Here is a 21016-nt window from a genome sequence, read left to right as displayed (position 1 = left end):
TAAATACACCGGCTAAAGCTTAGCCATAGAGTGAAAAATACAAGGTATGCCGAAATTAGCTTCCGTAGTAACCTTGTATTTTTCTCTCATAGTGTTTGCAACCGGCACAATAATTCCGGTCAGTCAAGCAACTGATTAATTACATTCAATATCAGCAGGACTCATTACCCTTGCGCGGCTCAACCGGTACTTCAGTACCTGTACCTGAGGTAAAATTTTGGGGCGTTTCACAGGGTTCCGGCTGTGTGTCATTCCAGTCCTTACCGGCCTTCTTGATAAAGCCATATACTATAATCCCAATGATAAACATGGCCGGGAAGGAACTGGCAACTACTGAGGTCTGCAGCGGCTTCATACCTCCCAGGAATATCAGCGTGAGCGAAAAACCGCCTAAAACCACCGCCCAAAATACGCGATTCCATTTTGCCGGTTCTTCGCCAGCCCCCAGCTTTGCTGTTGTTACCATAGCAAGTGTATAGGCGATACCGTTAATAACGGTTGCATTGGAGATAAACAGCAGTACCAAAACTATGGGTAAGATAATAAAGCTAATAGGCAAGGTGGAAAATATCTCGACAATGGCTCCCGGTACACCCTGGGTTTTAATAATTTCCCCCAGATTGATTACTCCCCTGGTTTGTAAGTCAAGCGTGTAGTTGCCAAATATCGCAAAATAGGTGTATACACAGGTTACACCCGAAAGTGTCGCACCCAGCGTAAACTCCCGCACTGTTCTGCCTCGGGATATTCTGGCAAGATACATCCCTGTGCTGATCGCAAAGGAAAGGAACCAGGCAAAGTAGAAGATCGTCCAGTTCTGCGGAATTCCCGATTGCTGAATCGGATCAGTATATAAGCTGATACGGAAAAAATTCGTAAGCATTACGCCCAGGCTGTCAAAGAAATTGTTAAAGATAAACGAAGTCGGTCCAGCCACCAACACAAAGGCCAGCAAACCAAAGCCCAGATAGTTCCTGAAATCACTCAGGAATCTAATCCCCTTATCCAGTCCGCCATAGACGCAAATGGCCACAAGAATTGTCCAGCTAACCAGCAGCGCCGCATCCATGCCCAGCGTGTGCGGTATACCCGTGATCCTGGTAATAACCTCGCTTAAAAGCGGTGTCCCCAGACCGATGGAGGTACCAATGCCGGCGATAATACCAACCATATAAAAAACATCAATGGCCTTACCGACATATCTGCCGCCGTACTCGCCCATGAATTCCTGGCAAGCCGCACTGGGCCTGAATACATCTGTACCCTGCACAAAGAATATGTAGCCAAATACTACGCCAATCCCCACATAGAGAGCATAGCTGCTCGGCCCCCAGTTAAGCAACGGATACGCAGAAGCCATTGCCGCGGCCTGAGGTGAGAACGGTTCCAGGCCAAAAGGCGGTTCTGACAGATACATGTAGAACTCAATGGGAGCCCAATACACAATGGCTGCCGTCGTGCCTGCGGAAAACAGCATCCCCAGCCAGCTCAAAGTGCTGAATTCGGGTTTATCGCCGCCAAAACGTTTATTGGCAAACTTGCCAAACACAAAATAAAGCACCACGGCAAAATTAATCAAAACAAAGAGCTGATATGTCCATCCCAGCGGGCCGCTTAAAAACGCAAACACTTTATTTGCGGTGGCTGAGCTCGCCTCGGGATTAGCGATAATTGCTGCACTAATAATCCCAACCAATACTAAGGGCGGCCAAAACAACAGTTTATCAATTGCACCACTATCTTTTTTCATGCGCCATTCCCCCTATATTTCAATGCCTCAAACCCATAAAAAATATCCCCATCTCCCCCAGTGGAGAGGTGTCGCTTTAGACGGCGTGGTCTTTTCGGCAAGTGGAAACCACCCCGCCCTCCGGACACCCCTTCACAGAAGGAAATGGGGTTTTATTATCTGGCTGCTGACTTGTTTTTAATTATCTTTTGCTGGCGATATAGCGCTGCAGCTCAGCGTCTACATCCTCAGGCAATGCTGGTTGTACGTATTCCTCCAGCATCTTTTTCCAGCGTGCATTAGCCCGCTCTTCTATCGTCAGACCGTCTTGGTTAACTCTGGCTCTGTCACTCAACTGAGCCTGATAAAACTCTTTACGGAAATGAGCGAAGGTATGTTTGTTGGTGATATATTCGCCGCGGGGACCGACCTGTTTAGCAACATCGAATGCCAAAGTCTCGTCGTTTACGGTAACGCCCCGGCCAATCCGTTTTACCATCCCGATAATTTCATCGTCGATCATTAATTTCTCGAAAGATACACAATTATAAGTATCCAAAATACCGGCAGAGTGGAGAATGAAGTTGCCGCCGGCCATTTGCGCCATCAGCAGGGTCATCATGGACTCATAGCCTGCCTGGGCGTCGACCTGTTTACTGTCGGAGAGAGTACCGCTTATCCGGCAGGGAATCTTATAATATTTTGCCAGGTGTCCATTGACCAGCGAGAAGAGAGCGCTTTCGGGGGCGCCGATGGACAGGTTGCCATAACGCATATCGGTACTGGAACCGGAAGCAGAATAGACAATAGGAGTGCCGGGACTTACTAACTGAGCCAAAACAATCCCTGCCAAAATTTCCGCATTTTGCACGGCGATGCTTCCGGCAATAGTTGCCGGCGAGGTGGCTCCGGCAAGGCAGAGCGAGTTAACCAGCTGCGGCTGGCGGTATTCGGCATAAGCGATGATGGCGCCGGCCATTTTGTCGTCATAGCTAAGTGGCGTCAAGGTGCAAGGAATAGAAATAATTACAGGCTTATCTTTGATGGCATCCAGCCCGCCATGAGCAATTGCTGCCATTTCAATGTTTTCTTTTGCGGCTTCATAGCCCAAAACACTGCCCATAAGCGGTTTGTCACTGTATTTAAGGGTGTTGTAAACCATGTCCAGATGGCGGGTATCGGCATCCGTATCACCAGGTTCGCAGGAAATATGACTTTGAACGTCGATATTGTTCATCATATGGCATAATTTTACCAGCTTGATAAAATCATCCAAGGTGCCTGGCCGCCGGCCATTGTCCAGATCCATGACGAACGGCGCACCATAAGGACCCACAAATCTCGTCTCTTCCGTATTAAACTCAACGTTCTTTTCCGGGTTGCGGCCATGCAGGGTAAACGAGGAGGGAACATGCTTCAGTTCCCGTTCTATCATACCTTTAGGGAAATAGACTGTTTCTCCCTCAACTTTAGCGCCGCCTTTGGCCAAAATCTCCCGGGCCGGCGCATAACTAAAGATGACACCGACTTCCTCCATGATTTTAAGCGAGGTTTGATGGATTCTTTCGATATCCTCCGTGCGAACTGTCTGATATCTCTGCATGTGTTTTATTTCCTCCTTATTACTAGCTCCCCTTGAAACCAGAAGCTATAACTTGTTTATTCTTCGTAAAGTCCTTTACGATGAGCTTTTAAATAGCCCATGCAGTAATCATCTTTACCTAACAGCGTCGCGCCGGCATAAATGACTCCCATCATGCTCTTATCGGTAGGATTCAAGATATAGCCGTCCATCCCCAGCGTCATGGTCTGAGCCACAAACAACCGGTTCAGCACCTTCCTGTTAGGCAGCCCGTAGGACACATTACTCAGGCCGCACATAAAATGAACGTCAGGATAGTTCTGCTTTATCAGCTTGATGGTCTCCAGCACTTCGACCCCTGCTGTCTGCACACTGCTTACAGGTTTTACCAACGGGTCAAAATAGATATCGTCATCCTTAACCCCTGCCGCAGTCAATTTGCGATACAGGCTGTCTACCACCCGCATGCGGTCTGCCGCCGTCTCCGGCATCCCATGATCGTCCATGCACAGGGCAACTACCTTGGCTTTATACTTCAGTACCAAGGGCAGGATTGCCTCAAATCTTGGCCCCTCGTCGGTAATGGAATTAATCATCGGTGTACCGTATTTGGCCAGAGCCAGTCCGGCTTCCAGTGCCTGCGGGTTGGGACTGTCGATACAAAGCGGCGCCTGCACGGCTTCCTGAATGGTAGTTACCAGCCACTGCATATACTCCACTTCATTAAACACCTTATTGCCGCAGTTGACGTCAATATAGTTAGCGCCTGCCTCTAACTGTTCCCGGGCCACTTGCTGAATATATTGGGCATCTTTCCCCTCAACGGCTTCGCTGACGGCCTTCCGGCTGGTATTAATCAGTTCTCCTACAATTAGCACAACGTAACCTCCATTTTAGTTATTAGCCACTATCTTAGCAGACATTTCCTTGCAGCTAACCGCATCGACGCAATAGCCGTCAGCCCCGATTTTTTCGGCAAATTCCGGATATAAGGGAGCGCCGCCGACCAGCACCTTCACCTTATCTCTCAGGCCGGCTTCGGTAATGGCATCAATGGTATCCTGCATGGCCATCATGGTAGTGGTGAGCAATGCACACATGCCGACAATCCGGGGCTTATGCTCCTTGATAGCCTCAACAAAGGCCTCTGGCGTAACATCCACACCCAGATCCACTACATTGAAGCCACCGCTTTCCAGCAGCATAACCACCAGATTTTTACCGATATCATGTAAATCGCCTTTTACCGTGCCCATGACAAAGGTGGATACATTGGCCGAATCCTCCGCCGACAACAGCGGCTTGACAATGCTCAGCCCTTCAGACAAAGCTTTGGCCGACATCATAACTTCAGGAATAAACATTTCTCCTGCCTTGAACTTGGGCGCGACTATGTCCATACCGGCCAGCAAGCCCTTGCTGACGATCTCCATCGGCTTCACACCGGCTGCTATCATCCCCTGGGTAATCGTCTTTACCTCTAAATCGTCACCCTGATATACCGCTTCTGCTAACTTTTCGAAATTGCTCATACAATATCTGCCTCCTAAAATTTGATTTCTTCTTTCCCTCAGCGTTATTGTGCCGTCGCTTCTAACTATTGCACAATTCGTGCCACCTTTTTTGCAGGCGATAAAAACAGTGTAAAGAATAAAAATATTTTTTAAATTACTCATTTTATTCAATAAACTATCCGCAATAAAAGCATTTTGGAGCACTTTAGCCGGCAAATACGGGTTCCTGGGTTAACCGCTTTCCCTGAAAACCACGTAACAAGCGCCGGCTTCCTTCACTACCGAAAGGATTCCTTTCACTCAAACACAGAAAAATCACAGCTAATACTGTCATTATTTTTAGAATATTTCAACAAAATAGCGCCTTGCTGACTATTGTGAAAAGTAGTGCAAGGCAGTGAAAGTTTTCCTTTCAGTTGATAGGAATATTTGCAGGCGGTAAAGAAAATGCGGCTTGCACCGAACCTTTGGCGACGGTAGAAGCCGATGTTGCCCTTTTAAACACACACAACCTTACATCCTGTTAATCAGCAAAAAAAGCCGCGTTAAACGTCAGTCCAACGCGGCCTTTTGGTCTATCTAGCCCAGTTTATCAAGCTCTGCCTGGTCAATCCCTTTATCTGCGAGATATTTTTTAAGTTCCTGGGCAATAGCCTCAGGCAGCTCCGGTCTTGTGTACGCTGCCAGCATTTTATCCATCTTTTTATGGATATTCTGCAGTATTTCCTGGTTTGGATCACCAGTAACAGCCCCTTTAAGGCTTATTTCCGGTAAGAAAGATTCTTTACGGCAGTGCCGCATAGTATGAGTCTGAGTTAAGAAATGACCGGCAATACCTACGTTATTAATTACATCAATGGCAAGAGTCTCCTCGTTAACCTCTATTCCTTTTAAGAAACGTCTGACCATACCGATGATCTCAAAATCTGCAATCAGCTTTTCATAACTTATGCAGCCATAACTGTCAACAATACCGGCAGCATGGATAATGATATTGGTTTTTGCCCCATGTGCGGCCAATAGTGTGAGCATACTCTCATAACCAGCCTGTATTGATAGCGACTTTGCATCGGTTACAGCGCCGCCGCCCCGGCAAGGAAGTCCATAGGCCTTTGCCAGACGCGCCCCGTACTGATAACATAACGCTCCTTCCGGCGAACCACTGGCAATACTGCCGCTCTTCATGTCAGAGGTGGTGGTTTGGGTTCCGTATACCACAGGTGTGCCTGGATTCATCATCTGAGCGACGGCAATACCGGCCAAAACTTCTGCATTATGCAAGGCCATCGTGCCTGCCAGGGTTATAGGCGCAGTCGTCCCCGCCATAGCGCAGGCCGCAATAACTGCCGGCTGAGAATACTTAGTAAACACTAATAAGGTCTCTAACATCGTACGGTCTAACTGCAACGGTGTATTAGTATTGACAATGGTCGTCGCTCTGGGCTTATTTGCCAAGTCGTCTTTACCAAAAACAATGCCTAACATGTCCATAAGCGCCTCTACCTCATCGGCCTTGCCTGATCCGGTAACAATGCATTTATCCGAATGCAGCAGCGTAGCGTATAACAAGGCACCGATACCATGGTCAGCAGGTTGGACAATCATACCCCCATTGGCATTAAAGTGGCTGCATTGCTGATAAAGCTTCAAAAATCGAACATAATCCTCCATTTGCGCCGGCCGCTTGCTGCCGTCAAGCTCCAGTACGAGCGGCGGACCATAGGCGGGAAAACACTCGACATTATCGCCGCCAACGGCAATATCATACCTGGGGTTACGCGCATACATCATAAAGGATGACGGAGCCTTGCCAATCCACTCCAGCAGTTGTTCTTCGGTAAAATAAGCCGTTTGCCCGTTAACCTTGATTCCGTTTTTCTGTAAAAGCTCAATTACGTCCGGATGAAGAAACTTCATGCCGGTTTTTTCAAGAATTTTCATTGTTGCCACATGTATCTGCTTTAAGTCTTCCGTCATAGTCGCTACACTCATGTCCATCCCCCTATTCTTATCCCTGTTCTGTTAGTTACCGACCACTATCTTAGCAGCCATTTCCTTGCAGGCCACAGCATCGACACAATAGCCGTCAGCCCCGATTTTGTCGGCAAATTCCGGATATAAGGGAGCGCCGCCAACCAGTACCTTCACCTTATCTCTCAGGCCGGCTTCGGTGATGGCATCAAGGGTATCCTGCATAGCCATCATGGTAGTGGTGAGCAGTGCGCACATACCGACAATCCGGGGCTTATGCTCCTTAATGGCCGCAACAAAAGCCTCAGGCGTAACGTCCACACCCAGGTCCACTACATTGAAGCCGCCGCTTTCGAGCAACATAACTACCAGATTTTTGCCGATATCATGTAAATCGCCCTTTACCGTGCCCATGACAAAAGTGGATACATTGGCCGAATCCTCCGCAGACAACAGCGGCTTGACAATGCTCAGTCCTTCGGACAAGGCTTTAGCCGACATCATAACTTCCGGAATAAACATCTCTCCTGCCTTGAACTTGGGCGCTACGATGTCCATGCCGGCCAGCAAGCCCTTGCTGACAATCTCCATCGGACTCACCCCGGCTGCTACCATACCCTGGGTAATTGTCTTTACCTCTAAATCATCACCCTGATACACCGCTTCTGCCAGCTTTTCAAAATTGCTCATACAGTACCGACCTCCTAAACATTTGGTATTGATTATCCGCATGATGACACCGGTAAAAACGTGCTTTGTGCCACTGCCATAACTATTGCACAATTCGTGCCACTTATTGATTATGTGGCAAAAATAACATAATATTTTTTAAGAAAACAGCAGGTCAGGGGGACGGTGGTATTGTCTTATTAGTTCAAGCCAAGACAATACCACCGTCCCCCTGACCTTGCAAAACTGTATGCAACACCTTCTTTACCTTTTCGAATATTAAAACAAATGCAGTTTACTAATTATCGCAAAAGATGTTATAATAACTGAAAAAATCCCTTCAGTTGATAAGAACATGTGCCGATCTTTTTATTGACAGGGAGGCCGCTTAATGGTAAAGAAAACGTATGAAGAGCTGGAGTCTGAAAATCGCTTATTGCATGCCATGTTTGATGTAGTATCCGACGGGGCCTATGCGGTAAGCGTGGATGGCACTGTTCTCTTCTACAACAAGGCTTTTGAAAAAATGGAGGGGACAACCCGCAGCCAGATGGTGGGAAAAAAAGATTTTGACGTATATCCGGGATTTGAAAACTTCCAGCGGCATGTTGTATGCAAAAATCCCGAACCATTGCGGGATCAGCATATGACCTATATGTCGATAAGCGGCAAAAAAGTCGATATTGTATATAATTCCTACCCGTTTTTTCAAGATGGAAAATTATCTGCCGTTATTTCCATTGGCAGAGACAAGCCCTCCATAAACGAATTAGTTACCATGGTACTAAATTCATTTAACAGTAAAAAATCTAACAGAGTCACCAACGGCACCATCTACACGTTCGAAGATATTATCGGCAGCAGCACCGCCATCCGGCAAACCCTGAAACAAGCCCGCAAAATGGCGCAAAGCCAGTCTACCATCATGCTCGTAGGGGAAACAGGCACAGGTAAAGAGTTGTTTGCCCAAGGCATACATAACGCCAGTCCTTACAAATCCCGCCCCTTTATTGCCGTAAACTGTGCTGCAATCCCGGAAACACTGATGGAAAGCCTGATGATGGGAACTGTAAAGGGCGCATTTTCCGGAGCAATAGATACGCCTGGTTTTTTTGAGCAGGCCGAAAATGGAACTTTATTCTTAGATGAAATAAACTCGCTGTCTATTTCCTTGCAAGCAAAACTGCTAAGATTGCTGCAGGATAAAAAAATACGACGTCTGGGCGATAATAAAGAACGCAAGATTTCGTGCCGGATAATCAGTGCAACCAATCAGGACTTATTTGCGCTTGCCCGGGGCGGCCTTTTCCGTGAAGATCTGTTATACCGTTTGACTCCCGTTATTGTGGATATTCCGCCCTTACGTGAGCGGTTAGAGGACATACCGCTGCTGGCAAGAGAATTTGTAGACCGCTTCAATGATGCACTATCGGTAAATATCCGGCTTATATCACAGGATTTGATGCAGCTATTCTTATATTACCGTTGGCCGGGAAATGTTCGCGAGCTGGAGCATATCATTGAAAGCGCGATGAGCCTGGCCGAAAATACAGAAACCATATTATCCAGGGACCATCTGCCCAGGCTTTTAAAGAAGCGACTGATGAGTGATCAAACAAAGGCCGGCTCAAGTACTGATGAAGCAGGTGCCAATAAGCCGCTGGCCGAACTGCTGCGTCAATACGAGAAAGAAACCATTGAAAACGCGCTGATACTAAATAATGGGAACGTAAGCCAGTGCGCTATTCAACTGGGAATTACCAGGCAAAATTTGCATTATCACCTCCGCCGGCATGGAATTAAAGCAGTTTTGTATAAAGCCCAGTCTGTCGGCGAGACAACGGATTCCCCCATGCCTTAAGCGTTATATATCCGCGCCGCTTCCTGCCGTAACCTGTTAAGAAAATTAAAACACCGTTACCTGACAAAGGTAACGGTGTTTTAAGAAAAAATCGTATATACGCAAGGTAAAACGCTTAGCCTGCGGCGCCGCTATGCTTCCATCTCATATAACCGGCTTTTACCTCATAATCGGCAACAGGCCAGATGATTTTGGCGTTTCTGATTCTGAATTTGTGATAAGATGTGTCATAAGGCTCAATCATTTTTTCGAAGTTCCGGAAGGTACCCTTTACGGTGTTGGTATAACCATAGCCTGTGGCGGCGGTAATGGTTGCAGTGAGATTGAATTCATAAATATAATTGATATATCTTCCAGTGTTGTTTTGGAAATGGCCTTCAATGATCAGTATATTCTCCGGCGTGCCATCCTCAGTTTCTTCATAATACATATTGTGAGTATACCACTCCAAATCCGCAGCTTCAGCCTGAGCCGGCAGCAAGCACGCCAAAACGACAAACAACCCGAAGCAGGCTAATAACCAACCACTGCTTTTCTTCAAATTCCATCCTCTCCCTTTTCATGATTTCCCCCACTCTTCAACAATAAAAGCCAGAGGCGGAAGTCTTAGTGAAACTTCCCTTATTACAACAACTATACACAGAAAAAGTAACGCACAATAGCCCCAAAAAGTAACCTTTTTTTGCTGTGAGTCAGGGGACTGTCCCCTGACTCATATACTCTGTAACAAAAGCCGCCAGACGCGAGTGGAGCTCGCAGCTGGCGGCTTCTTTAACAATGTCATGCCATTATATCAAAAAACAATCCCTTAGCAACGCCGTAGTAACCATTGGTAAGACTGGGCAGCGGCAGCAGGTTATCCTTATGGATAAGCGCGCTGAAAGCTTTGTTATAAGTTACACCGGCAATGCCGTCCGAACTGCCTACCAGCCGCTGCAAGGAATCCTGATTGTTCGTTGCCGCTTCTGTCAGCCGATTTTCGTTGACGCTGAGCTTGCCGCCGGCACCCACGTCAATACCCAGCTGGGACAATGAACCAGCGGAAAAGCGAATGTTCGCAAACGAACCGGCCAGATTGGAAATGGCTTTTGACGAACCGGCATTGGCTTTCAGATGTTCCACCACAGCATTATAGGCGCTGGCAAATTGTTTAACCGCGTTCACCAGTTTACCGGCATCCATCTGATTCGGACTTACCTTAGCCTCGCCGGTTCCGGTCAGGGTGGCGGAAACGCCCTCGGCCAGTTCAATCTCGTTTTTCCCGGAAGTATGGCTGACACCGTTCACCCGGTAAACAGCATCCTGCGCCGCCTCCTGGCGCTCTGTCTGCAACTGCTGCTCCAGCACTCCGGTCATGGTCACGCTAAAGGCGGCTGCGGTTCCCGTTCCGCCGGTGTAAAGCTGCAACTGACTTTTGCCGTCCTTTTCCGTGACGCTGGCTTTCAGGCTGCCGCCTGATTCATTGACCTTCTCTGCAATTGAGTGCAAGGCCTGCTTGTTGGTCGTGCCGGCAGTAAAATTAAAGTCAAACTTATAGGTTTTATCACCGCTGTTTAAGGTAAGACTGCTCTTACCGGCAAAAGCCCCCGCACTTTCCGTAGCCAGAGCGGCATAGGTCGTTTTCTGTCCGCCGGCAAGCTGGCTTACCTCGACATTAAAACTATCACGGCCTGGTGCAAACTTGGATGTCACCGTGACGACCTTGCTGTTATCACTGCCATAGCCTATTTGGTTGACGGCACTGTTCAGGCTGGTATTTTTCAGATCATAAGCTGCATCCTTCAATGCTTTCATCGACGAATCAAAGCCGTTGTAAAAGCTTGACGCCAGGCTATTGTAATTCTCGACAATCTCTGTGGCCATAGCAAGTTTTTTCTGCCGGTCAGCCAGGATACCGGCCAATTGATTCCTGCTGTCTGACGCATAATCATAAAGCACATCAGACCCGCCGGACAAAAGGCTGCCTGTGCGGCCTGTCTGACCGTTATTGGCAAAATCCTGCCTGTGCAGCATTGACGCATAAATGCCATATCGTCCCCACGAGGTATATTGGTTAGCAACAGAACCGCTCCTAAACACGCTGCTCACTCCTTTGTACCCGGACGTTCATCCCTGATTCGCCTTCTGCTGTGTTTGGACACGCCTTCCTTACTTTTTTTGTACCACAATCCCCCGAGTTTTGCAAGAAAATCTTGTAAATTGCTAAACCCTAAAGGTGAAGTTCATTAATGAGGTAAGCAACTAAAACTAAAACAGCCTGAGGCAATCCAAAGCGGATCATCCCAGGCTGTTTCCTGCTAAATTATTTTCTGTCGCCTGCTTCCCCGGCAGCAGCCGCTGGTAATGGGAAGCTCCGTTGTCCGGCTGTTTAGCACCTAACCAGACTTAGGCAAGCTCGAAACGGTCAAGGTTCATAACCTTAGTCCACACCGCTACAAAATCTTGCAGGAATTTCTCCTGAGAATCCTGGCAGCCATAGACTTCCGCAACTGCCCGGAGCTGTGAATTGGAGCCGAAAATGAGATCAATACGGGTGCCGGTCCACTTAAGTTCACCGGTGGCGCGGTCGCGGCCTTCAAAAACCTCGGCTTCCTCGGAAACGGCCTTCCACACCGTGCCCATATCCAGCAAATTCACAAAGAAATCATTGGTAAGCGCTTCCGGGCGCTTGGTGAACACGCCGTGCTGAGACTGCCCGAAGTTGGCATTCAAGGCACGCATACCGCCAACCAAAACGGTCATCTCCGGAGCGGACAAAGTCAGTAACTGTGCCCGGTCTACCAGCATTTCCTCGGCTGATACGGCATATTTGGCCTTCATATAATTGCGGAAGCCGTCCGCCTTTGGTTCCATCACGGCAAAAGAATAAATTTCAGTTTGTTCCTGGGTGGCATCCGTGCGACCCGGCGTAAAGGGAACAGTCACTTCATAACCGGCATTCTTTGCCGCTTTCTCGACAGCCGCGCAACCGCCCAGAACAATCAGATCGGCCAGGGAAACCTTCTTAGAGCCTTGTTGTGCCTCGTTGAACTCTGCCTGAATTTTTTCCAGAGCTGCAAGCACCTTCGCAAGCTGTTCCGGCTGGTTAACCTCCCAGTCTTTTTGCGGAGCGAGACGAATGCGCGCCCCATTGGCCCCACCGCGCTTGTCAGAGCCGCGGAAGGTGGAGGCCGATGCCCATGCTGTTGAAACCAGTTCGGGAATCGACAGGCCGGAAGCAAGCAGCTTAGCCTTGAGTTCTGCAATATCCTGTTCGTCAATCAATTCGTGATCGACCGCCGGCACCGGGTCCTGCCAGATTAGCTCCTCTGCCGGAACTTCCGGTCCGAGATAACGGCAACGGGGTCCCATATCACGATGTGTCAGCTTGAACCAGGCCCGGGCAAAAGCATCTGCGAACTCCTCAGGGTTATCACGGTACCGCTTGGCAATCGGACCATAGATGGGATCCATTCTTAGGGACAGATCCGCAGTGGTCATCATCGGCGCATGACGTTTGGACGGGTCGTGCGCATCCTCCACCGTAGTTGCCGCAGCCGGGTCGGTCGGTATCCACTGCCAGGCGCCGGCAGGACTTTTAACCAAATCCCAGTCATATTTGAATAAGGTCTCTAAATAGCCCATATCCCAGGTTGTCGGGTTTGGCTTCCAGGCGCCCTCAATACCGCTGCCGATGGTATAACCGCCTTTGCCGCTCCCAAAGCTGTTTTTCCAGCCGAGGCCCTGCTCTTCAAGGCCGGCGGCTTCAGGTTCAGGCCCTACATGGGTCGCGGGGCCGGCGCCATGGCATTTGCCAAACGTATGACCGCCGGCAACAAGTGCGACTGTTTCTTCATCATTCATAGCCATACGGGCGAAAGTATCGCGAACATCACGGCCGGAAGCAAGTACACTTGGCTGTCCATTCGGACCTTCCGGATTCACGTAAATCAGGCCCATCTGCACGGCGGCAAGCGGATTTTCAAGATCCCGCTGGCCGGAATAACGCTTATCGCCCAGCCATTCGCCTTCAGAGCCCCAATAAATATCCTCTTCCGGTTCCCAAATATCAACGCGTCCACCGGCAAAACCGAAGGTTTTGAGCCCCATAGATTCCAGAGCGCAGTTTCCGGCAAGAATCATCAGGTCTGCCCAGGAAATCTTCCTGCCATATTTCTGTTTAATCGGCCAAAGCAGCCGGCGGGCTTTATCGAGATTTACATTGTCAGGCCAACTGTTGAGGGGGGCAAAGCGCTGTGAGCCGGAACCCGCGCCGCCACGACCATCCCCCAGACGATAGGTACCGGCACTATGCCACGCCATCCGGATAAAAAGCGGTCCATAATGACCGTAATCTGCAGGCCACCAATCCTGGGAATCGGTCATCAGCGCATATAGGTCCTTTTTCACAGCGTCAAGGTCCAGACTTTTGAACTCTTCTGCATAGTCGAAATCCTCGCCCATCGGATTGGATTTGGCAGGGTGCTGATGCAGAATATTCAGGTTCAATTGATTAGGCCACCAATCCCGGTTTGAGGTGCCACCACCGGCAACGGCTTTTCTGGTCATGCCTGTTACCGGGCACTTGCTTTCATTACTCATGTGACCAACTCCTTTTTTATTTTTCTATTTTGACAATGCAATTGGGGCATATACCATGGAAATAGACATTCTTTTCCGCAATTTGAAAACCACGCAGTTCTTCTGTCACAAACTGGTCGATATTCACTGCAAAATTATAGATGCTGCCACAGGAAGAGCATTTGAAATGCCCATGGTTTTCCATCACGATGTCATATCTCGTTTCATTCTCCTCAACCGACAAAATGCGAACTAAGTGGGCCTCAAGGAAGATATTCAATGTGTTGTATACGGTAGCTTTGGACAAAGTAGGGATCGAACTGCGCAGCGCGCTGAAAATCTGCTCCACCGTAGGGTGGCATCGGTTTTCAACCAGATACTGTAAAATCATGACACGCTGATGTGATGGAGTAATATTTCTTTTTAGCAGTTCCTGTACAAACGGATTGTTTCTCTGCATCATAATCCCTGCATTTCTCTCTCGTTAACAATAATCATTATAAGTTTGTAATGATTATATTTTTATTTTATTCAATAAATTAAAACTTGTCAATCACTAATTATCTGTAAAACTGCTTCAGCAAAAAAAATCCATGGAGCTGAAGTAATAAGCTCTGTAGCTTATACAAATAAATTATTCGACAAATTCCATTAAATTCCTGCAAGCGCAATAGCCGGACACTAAGTGTTCTCCCAATACCTAAAGCCGCTAACAATGTTAGCGGCTCAAAGATGATATCACAATATTATTATACCTGTGTCAGACAGTTTGAACTGCCCGCACAGGTACAGAAAGTGCTCAAAAAAATAATTATGAAGCGCAAACCTTATTTTTCTCTGACTGGTTCTTAGTTGCCTGCCAACACAATATTGATCCCAAACATACCATACATACACCCTGCCAGAAGGGAACTGAAAGCGGGGCATTTAAAAGCAACGAGCCTAACAACGATGATAATATCGGCGTGAAATAGGAGGCACTGGCAAGTACTGAAACATTGCCATGCAAAATACCATAATTCCAGGAAGCATACCCAAACCCTATCGCACAGCCTGCCACCAATACATACATTATGGCCCGCACACTAAGATTGGGCACAGCAGCTCCGCTAATGAAAAACTTAACCCAAAGAACTATAGCCGTGAGGATAAAGAATAGGGTAATTCCGTTTTTCCCTGCCGCTAACCTATTTGTGATAGTGCAGTATGCAGCCCAAATGAAAGCGCCTGCAAATGCTAACGCATAACTAAATGTATTGCTTTTTATATTGCTAATCATCCCACTCATATCCAGACCTTTCTCGCCGCCTAATACCCAGCAAACACCAAGAAGGCAAAGGATAAGCCCCGGAATTATCAGGAGTGTGGATTTTTGTTTATTAAAAATAATAGCAAATACAATGGTAAGACAAGGCCACAGATAGTTTATAATATTGATTTCAATTGCCTGATTCCCATTGTTGGCAAAGCCAATCGCCATAGCAAAAGATATTTCATAAGCCACAAATAAAAAACCTCCCAGTAACAAATATTTCCAAGGAAAAGTTTTTATTTTGGGTACTCCAAACGTAATAATAAGAATCACAGACGCGGAGGTATAGATCATAGCAATACCTCCAATCGGGCCAAGCAGTTCACTTACACTGTGAATTAAACCAACCATTGTGCTCCAAAGTATAATAGCAATCAATCCAATAAAAGTAGCATTGTTCCTGGTGCGTGTATTCAACGACATAATCCCCTTTTTCATGAAGTAGTAGTTCGGACTTGTTAAAAATACCCAATAAAGTCAGCTAGCGCAACTTTCACTTGCCGGAATATCCATATTGCATACAATGACCCCCTGTCACCTGTACCTTGTCATTTACCTATTGTACTATACAACGGGTTTACTATAAAGTAAAACGATAATTTCTTACTTTAGATATGAGAAATAAACCTTTCCCCTTGTCCCTTAAGATTTTGACCGGATGCTGGCAGCATCCGGCCTTTGTCTTTACTCAAATATAGTTATGCGGGCATTAAAAATCTGAAAAGACAGATACTAAGCAATACATTAAATAAGGAGTGAGCCCGATGAGTAATCAAGCTATATTATGGTCAATGCTGATCGTTCCTTGGTTAACACTATTCTTCATACCTAAAGAAAATATCAAATATTTTATGCCTGTCGCTCTATTCTCTGCACTTACAAGTATACTGGTTGTAGAGGCAGGAGAAAATCTAGGTTGGTTTACTTATGCAGAAGTCGCTTTGCCACTAAGAACACATTCGTATGTTATTTTTGGATTAAATATTGTGACTACTATATGGCTATTCCACTTTGCCTATGGTAGATTCTGGTTCTATCTGGCAATCGATATAATACTAAATTTTGGATTTATCTATTTATTTCATGTTTATTTTCTTGGCAGTAGAGGACTGTTTCAGGAAATAGGCATTACCCCTTTTGTAAACGCTGTAATTACTACGCTTGATGGTGTATTAATATACGGTTATCAAATGTGGCAAGAGGGAATATTGGTTAGGTCTGAAAAAAACATCTACAGAACAAAATTACAACCAGCAGCGGCGAAGTCACTCCGTGATGACAATCCCGATGAATAACCGCATCTTATTCTAACTTCGTTCTCATTTGCTTTGAAAACGCTTCTCATCGCCTACTCTCCCAATCAATTATTACTGAGAGTATGGCTTGCCTTATCCAGGGAAACGCTAATATCAACCATTACTCCAAAGAGGTGCAATATGAGCGATCTATATCAAAGCAAGCAAACCGGAAATTCTCCCCGCGTTACCCTTGGTGATCCTAAATATGTTTCCAACAAGGAAAGTGCCAAAGAAGTAAATTCGATCAATAAACCTCAGTTACCGAAGGAAAATAGAGAAAAATGACGATATACCGCCTAAAGGCGGTATTTTCCTTTTCCCCCGGGTAACGCTTATAACCCGCTCCTTGAAACAGTAAGGACTTCCGCCATCTTCGCAACCGGAAATTGGGATCGGTGCGTCTCCATAAATCGAAAATGCTCTATTTCTGGTTTTTCGCGAAGTAAGCTGCCGCCTTTTTTTAGGATAGCGTTTTCCTCTTTCAAATTCATGATTTCCCTATTTCCCTGCGCAGTCTGCATACTTCATCATCAGTTTCGTGTAAGTGCCCGCTACCAGAAAATGCTTTATCGCCGTGCTTACCAAATTTGTTCATCCACCCGTGGAGTGTATTAGGGCTTATATCGAGCTCCCGTGCCACTTTTGCAACAGGCTTACCGCTTTCTTTTATGCGATTAACCGCCATCATCTTTTCTTTATCAAACATCTTCATTTAGAACACCTCCATGATTTATTTTATCACACGTTCCGTGTGTCCATAAAATCGCGGTAAGGTCAGACCGCATATAATGGCATACAGTGTTTTTTTTGTATGTAGTATTATATTGGAGGTTAGCGTATGGACAGAAAGTATCATAGAGATAAAGCAGAAGATCTCAGCCACCGAATGGTAAGAAAAGTTTATCAGCACCACCATCACCATTGCGTGCAATTTGAAACGCCAGGTCTCTTGCCACATGGTAGCTGCGGTCAACATGAAGAAGAGTACTGCCACATGCCTCCCCAAAAGGAATGTGGCCATTATCCCCACGAGAAAGAATGCTGTTGCGAACCTACGGTTATAATTAACAACTGTTTGGGTTCCAACTTGTCGACAGGTCCTACCGGCCCCACGGGAGCAACAGGACCAACTGGCCCGCCTGGTGCTACAGGTGCTGACGGAGCAACCGGTCCGACTGGGCCCACCGGAGCCGACGGTGCGACCGGGCCGACTGGTCCCACTGGCGCTGACGGAGTAACCGGTCCGACTGGACCTACAGGAATCTTTGATACAGGAGAAACTCTCTTTAACGTAATTGGCCCTGTAGGGATAGCCACTGTAGGGTTTGGCGAGAATTTAATCTTCCAATCCACGACACTGGATATTACTGTGACTGAAGGCTCTGCAATTGTGACAATTGAAGATATTACTCCTACCGGTCCAACAGGTGCTACGGGAGCCACCGGAGATACTGGGGCAACAGGTGCAACCGGAGCTGACGGTGCAACCGGTCCGACTGGGCCCACCGGGCTCACTGGGGCCGACGGCGCAACTGGACCAACTGGTGCAACCGGAGCTGACGGTGCAACCGGTCCGACTGGGCCCACCGGAACTGACGGTGCAACTGGACCAACTGGTGCAACCGGAGCTGACGGTGCAACTGGTCCGACTGGGCCCACCGGGGCCGACGGCGCAACTGGACCAACTGGTGCAACCGGAGCTGACGGTGCAACTGGTCCGACTGGGCCCACCGGGGCTGATGGCGCAACTGGACCAACTGGTGCAACCGGAGCTGACGGTACAACTGGTTCGACTGGGCCCACCGGGGCTGATGGCGCAACTGGACCAACTGGCGAGACTGGAGCTACTGGTGAGCCGGGGACTACTGGCGAGACGGGTCCAACAGGAGCAACCGGTCCAAGCAATCTGCTCAACTTAGTTGATGGAGAGGCCAATGGATCGGTGAAGGGAATCCACACAGGTGGTGGATGCGATGGCACAGCGGGTTCCGCTCTGGGGACTGATGCTGTCGCCTTAAACACAAACACAGTTGCCAGTGGGAATTCTTCGCTTGCTATCGGGATAGGAACCATTGCCAGCGGTACTGCTGCATTTTCTCAAGGAGAGTGTACTATAGCCAGCGGAGCAAATGCTGTGGCGGAAGGCTACAATACGATAGCATCAGGAGACAATTCTCATGCGGAAGGTAGAGAAAGCACGGCAGGAGGTGAAGGCTCTCATGCCGAAGGCATCTTAACTGAGGCCTCCGAGTTTGCCTCTCATGCGGAGGGCAGTGAAACATTGGCATCAGGCCTCGTCTCTCATGCCGAGGGAAGCGAAACATTGGCGTCAGGCGATGGCTCTCACGCCGAAGGAAGTCTTACTACCGCTTCTGGGACTGTATCCCATGCCGAGGGATTCTCTACAACTGCCGCCGGAGACAACTCGCACGCAGAAGGCAGCGAAACCACGGCGGAAGGCGACGGCTCTCATGCAGAAGGCTGCTTGACTACTGCTTCCGGGACTTGCTCGCATGTGGAAGGCGCCGAAAGTACGGCAGAAGGCGATGTCTCCCATGCTGAAGGCTTCTCAACTACCGCTACCGGTGTTGTCTCCCATGCCGAGGGATTCCTCACAATAGCCAGCGAATTCGCTGCCCATGCCGAGGGAAGCAGAACATTAGCCAGCGGAATTAATTCACATGCCGGGGGAGATGAAACGATCGCACAAGGTCTAGACCAGACAGCAATCGGTAGAAATAACATCGCATCGGGGACTCCACACAGTTCTGATGAGATGGACGACGCCTTTATCATCGGCAACGGTACGATTTTGGCCAGAAGCAACGCTTTCCGCGTGCAGTTTAATGGTGATGTCCACAGCGCTTCCGGCATTTATGTCAGTGGTGCAGACTATGCGGAGATGTTTGAATGGCAGGACGGTAACCCCCAAAATGAGGACCGCAGGGGTTACTTTGTCACGCTGGATGGCAAATATATCCGCAAGGCGACCGCAGCAGATCAATATATCCTGGGGGCAGTCTCTTCCACGCCGTCTATGTCGGGGGATTCCCAGAGCATGGTCTGGCAGGGCATATATTTGAAGGACGAATGGGGCGAAGTCATCTACGAATGGGTCGATGAGCAGAGAGAGTTCATCGTCGTCGACCCTGCAACTCACCAAAAGCAGGTACAAACCAAGACTGTACGAGTAAAACAACCAAAGCTGAATCCCGCTTACAATCCAAGCCTGGGCTACACGCCTCGTACAGCGCGAAGCGAATGGGCTGCGATCGGCATGATGGGCAAGCTGCGTGTCCGTGACGACGGCACCTGTAGGCCCAACGGATTCTGTAGGCCCAACGCTGAGGGAATCGCCACTGCCAGCTCGCAAGGCTACCGTGTATTGGAACGGTTGGATTCCAACAAAGTGCTTATTTTACTTGACGGACCCAAAGCAAGATAACAGCAGCTTTCTTTTAAGATGTTGAACAGTTATTAAACCCCGAATCGATGATATTACCGCTTCGGGGTTTGCAAAAAGTCAAGAGTACAGTGTACTATTTCTGCCGTACCTATAAAGACCAGTCAAAAACAGCTTGTACAAAGCACGCTATCAAGCATAACCGACTGGAGGCGACTATACTCTATGCGGTTCAACAACAGGTATATATGGCCGTTCATTACTCTAATACAATTTCCTTTATCAATAAAGCTCCTTTTATCAAAAGCCAATCTGCAAAATTGCAAAGTGCCTTAGAGCAGAAAGAAAAAGAGCTTGCTAAAATTACACGGTATAAGCAAGCGGTTTTGCAGGACTGGAAAGATGGGGACACCACAAAAAAGAGGGGTCGCTTTACGCTTTTTCATAAAGCGTTTTACGACACCCCCTTTTTGTTTTTATCGTTCACTACCAAAGCATATTTATGTAATACCGCATATAATGGCATAAAGTGATTTTTTGTATGTAGTACCTATATTGGAGGTTAGCGTATGGACAGAAAGTATCATAGAGATAAAGCAGAAGATCTCAGCCATCGAATGGTAAGAAAAGTTTATCAGCACCACCATCACCATTGCGTGCAATTTGAAACGCCAGGTCCCTTGCCACATGGTAGTTGCGGTCAACATGAAGAAGAGTACTGCCACAAGCCTCCCCAAAAGGAATGCTGCCATTATCCTCACGAGAAAGAATGCTGTTGTGAACCTACGGTTATAATTAACAACTGTTTGGGTTCCAACTTGTCGACAGGTCCCACCGGCCCCGCGGGAGCAACAGGACCAACTGGCCCGACAGGCGCTACAGGAGCAACGGGAGTAACCGGCCTGACAGGTGCTGACGGTGAAACCGGACCGACTGGGGCTACTGGCGCTGATGGAGTAACCGGTCCGACTGGTCCCACTGGAGCCGACGGAGCAACCGGACCGACTGGGGCTACTGGCGCTGACGGTGCGACCGGTCCCACTGGTCCCACTGGAGCCGACGGAGCAACCGGACCGACTGGGGCTACTGGCGCTGACGGTGCGACCGGTCCCACTGG

General features: G+C 48.0%; 17 protein-coding genes and 2 pseudogenes. 7 read left to right on the top strand and 12 right to left on the bottom strand.

What is annotated here, in order from left to right; translation table 11 throughout:
- Window positions 1–151: 151 nt before the first annotated feature.
- The 6 genes from caiT to GT1_RS13155 form a co-directional block, all read right to left on the bottom strand.
- A complete protein-coding gene (gene caiT, locus GT1_RS13180; protein ID WP_188399156.1) occupies window positions 152–1750 on the bottom strand; it encodes an L-carnitine/gamma-butyrobetaine antiporter in 1599 nt (532 codons plus the stop codon).
- 181 nt (window positions 1751–1931) lie between these two features.
- Window positions 1932–3332, bottom strand: a complete 1401-nt coding sequence (locus GT1_RS13175) for a trimethylamine methyltransferase family protein (protein WP_188399155.1) — start codon at window positions 3330–3332, stop codon at window positions 1932–1934.
- A gap of 56 nt (window positions 3333–3388) precedes the next feature.
- Entirely contained in the window at window positions 3389–4189 is an 801-nt protein-coding gene (locus GT1_RS13170; protein WP_188399154.1) for a methyltetrahydrofolate cobalamin methyltransferase, read from the bottom strand.
- Window positions 4190–4204: 15 nt separating this feature from the next.
- On the bottom strand, window positions 4205–4843 hold the full coding sequence (locus GT1_RS13165) for a corrinoid protein (protein WP_188399153.1): 639 nt from the start codon (window positions 4841–4843) through the stop codon (window positions 4205–4207).
- A gap of 561 nt (window positions 4844–5404) precedes the next feature.
- Window positions 5405–6817 (bottom strand): trimethylamine methyltransferase family protein, encoded by a 1413-nt coding sequence (locus GT1_RS13160; RefSeq protein WP_188399152.1) that lies wholly within the window; start codon window positions 6815–6817, stop codon window positions 5405–5407.
- Window positions 6818–6847: 30 nt separating this feature from the next.
- The gene (locus GT1_RS13155; protein WP_188399151.1) at window positions 6848–7486 is read right to left on the bottom strand and encodes a B12-binding domain-containing protein; all 639 of its coding nucleotides are present in this window, start codon (window positions 7484–7486) and stop codon (window positions 6848–6850) included.
- A gap of 370 nt (window positions 7487–7856) precedes the next feature.
- Here GT1_RS13155 and GT1_RS13150 point away from each other — a divergent pair, with 370 nt between their 5' ends.
- Window positions 7857–9326, top strand: a complete 1470-nt coding sequence (locus GT1_RS13150; protein ID WP_188399150.1) for a sigma-54-dependent Fis family transcriptional regulator — start codon at window positions 7857–7859, stop codon at window positions 9324–9326.
- Window positions 9327–9441: 115 nt separating this feature from the next.
- On the opposite strand, the gene GT1_RS13145 is transcribed toward GT1_RS13150, so the two are convergent.
- From GT1_RS13145 to yddG, 5 genes are all read right to left on the bottom strand, one after another.
- Window positions 9442–9867: a hypothetical protein gene (locus tag GT1_RS13145; protein ID WP_188399149.1), complete on the bottom strand. Its 426-nt coding sequence runs from the start codon at window positions 9865–9867 to the stop codon at window positions 9442–9444.
- 239 nt (window positions 9868–10106) lie between these two features.
- Complete coding sequence (fliD, locus tag GT1_RS13140) at window positions 10107–11405, bottom strand: flagellar filament capping protein FliD (protein ID WP_188399148.1); 1299 nt, start codon at window positions 11403–11405, stop codon at window positions 10107–10109.
- Window positions 11406–11711: 306 nt separating this feature from the next.
- Window positions 11712–13907, bottom strand: coding sequence for a catalase/peroxidase HPI (gene katG, locus GT1_RS13135; protein ID WP_188399147.1), 2196 nt, complete (start codon window positions 13905–13907; stop codon window positions 11712–11714).
- A gap of 16 nt (window positions 13908–13923) precedes the next feature.
- Window positions 13924–14349 carry a Fur family transcriptional regulator gene (locus GT1_RS13130; protein ID WP_188399146.1) on the bottom strand — a complete coding sequence of 142 codons (426 nt, stop codon included), beginning with the start codon at window positions 14347–14349 and terminating at the stop codon, window positions 13924–13926.
- 348 nt (window positions 14350–14697) lie between these two features.
- Window positions 14698–15636 carry an aromatic amino acid DMT transporter YddG gene (yddG, locus tag GT1_RS13125; protein WP_223226252.1) on the bottom strand — a complete coding sequence of 313 codons (939 nt, stop codon included), beginning with the start codon at window positions 15634–15636 and terminating at the stop codon, window positions 14698–14700.
- Window positions 15637–15962: 326 nt separating this feature from the next.
- Here yddG and GT1_RS22270 point away from each other — a divergent pair, with 326 nt between their 5' ends.
- Both GT1_RS22270 and GT1_RS13115 read left to right on the top strand, forming a co-directional pair.
- The gene (locus GT1_RS22270; protein ID WP_223226251.1) at window positions 15963–16493 is read left to right on the top strand and encodes a hypothetical protein; all 531 of its coding nucleotides are present in this window, start codon (window positions 15963–15965) and stop codon (window positions 16491–16493) included.
- A gap of 141 nt (window positions 16494–16634) precedes the next feature.
- Entirely contained in the window at window positions 16635–16781 is a 147-nt protein-coding gene (locus GT1_RS13115) for a hypothetical protein (RefSeq protein WP_188399145.1), read from the top strand.
- A gap of 202 nt (window positions 16782–16983) precedes the next feature.
- On the opposite strand, the gene GT1_RS13110 is transcribed toward GT1_RS13115, so the two are convergent.
- Window positions 16984–17208 (bottom strand): transposase, encoded by a 225-nt coding sequence (locus GT1_RS13110; protein ID WP_188399144.1) that lies wholly within the window; start codon window positions 17206–17208, stop codon window positions 16984–16986.
- Window positions 17209–17334: 126 nt separating this feature from the next.
- On the opposite strand from GT1_RS13110, the gene GT1_RS13105 reads away from it, so the two are divergent.
- The 4 genes and pseudogenes from GT1_RS13105 to GT1_RS13095 all read left to right on the top strand — a co-directional run.
- Window positions 17335–19941: a peptidase G2 autoproteolytic cleavage domain-containing protein gene (locus GT1_RS13105; RefSeq protein WP_188399143.1), complete on the top strand. Its 2607-nt coding sequence runs from the start codon at window positions 17335–17337 to the stop codon at window positions 19939–19941.
- 47 nt (window positions 19942–19988) lie between these two features.
- A pseudogene (locus GT1_RS22770) lies at window positions 19989–20120 on the top strand (recombinase zinc beta ribbon domain-containing protein); the annotation flags it as partial.
- 27 nt (window positions 20121–20147) lie between these two features.
- A complete protein-coding gene (locus GT1_RS13100) occupies window positions 20148–20432 on the top strand; it encodes a hypothetical protein (protein WP_223226250.1) in 285 nt (94 codons plus the stop codon).
- A gap of 36 nt (window positions 20433–20468) precedes the next feature.
- A pseudogene (locus GT1_RS13095) lies at window positions 20469–21016 on the top strand (collagen-like protein); the annotation flags it as partial.

Origin of the sequence: Sporomusa sp. GT1, from assembly GCF_014634905.1 — a bacterium.
Taxonomy (GTDB): Bacteria; Bacillota; Negativicutes; order Sporomusales; family Sporomusaceae; genus Sporomusa; species Sporomusa sphaeroides.
This window is presented reverse-complemented; position numbering and strand designations above follow the sequence as displayed.

What these genes read in the sequence shown, in the direction of transcription:
- GT1_RS13160 (WP_188399152.1), bottom strand. Translation starts at nt 6,817, where the DNA reads ATGAGTGTAGCGACTATGACGGAAGACTTAAAGCAGATACATGTGGCA.
- GT1_RS13165 (WP_188399153.1), bottom strand. Translation starts at nt 4,843, where the DNA reads ATGAGCAATTTCGAAAAGTTAGCAGAAGCGGTATATCAGGGTGACGAT.
- GT1_RS13175 (WP_188399155.1), bottom strand. Translation starts at nt 3,332, where the DNA reads ATGCAGAGATATCAGACAGTTCGCACGGAGGATATCGAAAGAATCCAT.
- GT1_RS13130 (WP_188399146.1), bottom strand. Translation starts at nt 14,349, where the DNA reads ATGATGCAGAGAAACAATCCGTTTGTACAGGAACTGCTAAAAAGAAAT.
- caiT (WP_188399156.1), bottom strand. Translation starts at nt 1,750, where the DNA reads ATGAAAAAAGATAGTGGTGCAATTGATAAACTGTTGTTTTGGCCGCCC.
- katG (WP_188399147.1), bottom strand. Translation starts at nt 13,907, where the DNA reads ATGAGTAATGAAAGCAAGTGCCCGGTAACAGGCATGACCAGAAAAGCC.
- yddG (WP_223226252.1), bottom strand. Translation starts at nt 15,636, where the DNA reads ATGAAAAAGGGGATTATGTCGTTGAATACACGCACCAGGAACAATGCT.
- GT1_RS13100 (WP_223226250.1), top strand. Translation starts at nt 20,148, where the DNA reads ATGGCCGTTCATTACTCTAATACAATTTCCTTTATCAATAAAGCTCCT.
- GT1_RS13155 (WP_188399151.1), bottom strand. Translation starts at nt 7,486, where the DNA reads ATGAGCAATTTTGAAAAGCTGGCAGAAGCGGTGTATCAGGGTGATGAT.
- GT1_RS13105 (WP_188399143.1), top strand. Translation starts at nt 17,335, where the DNA reads ATGGACAGAAAGTATCATAGAGATAAAGCAGAAGATCTCAGCCACCGA.
- GT1_RS13115 (WP_188399145.1), top strand. Translation starts at nt 16,635, where the DNA reads ATGAGCGATCTATATCAAAGCAAGCAAACCGGAAATTCTCCCCGCGTT.
- GT1_RS22270 (WP_223226251.1), top strand. Translation starts at nt 15,963, where the DNA reads ATGAGTAATCAAGCTATATTATGGTCAATGCTGATCGTTCCTTGGTTA.
- GT1_RS13150 (WP_188399150.1), top strand. Translation starts at nt 7,857, where the DNA reads ATGGTAAAGAAAACGTATGAAGAGCTGGAGTCTGAAAATCGCTTATTG.
- GT1_RS13110 (WP_188399144.1), bottom strand. Translation starts at nt 17,208, where the DNA reads ATGAAGATGTTTGATAAAGAAAAGATGATGGCGGTTAATCGCATAAAA.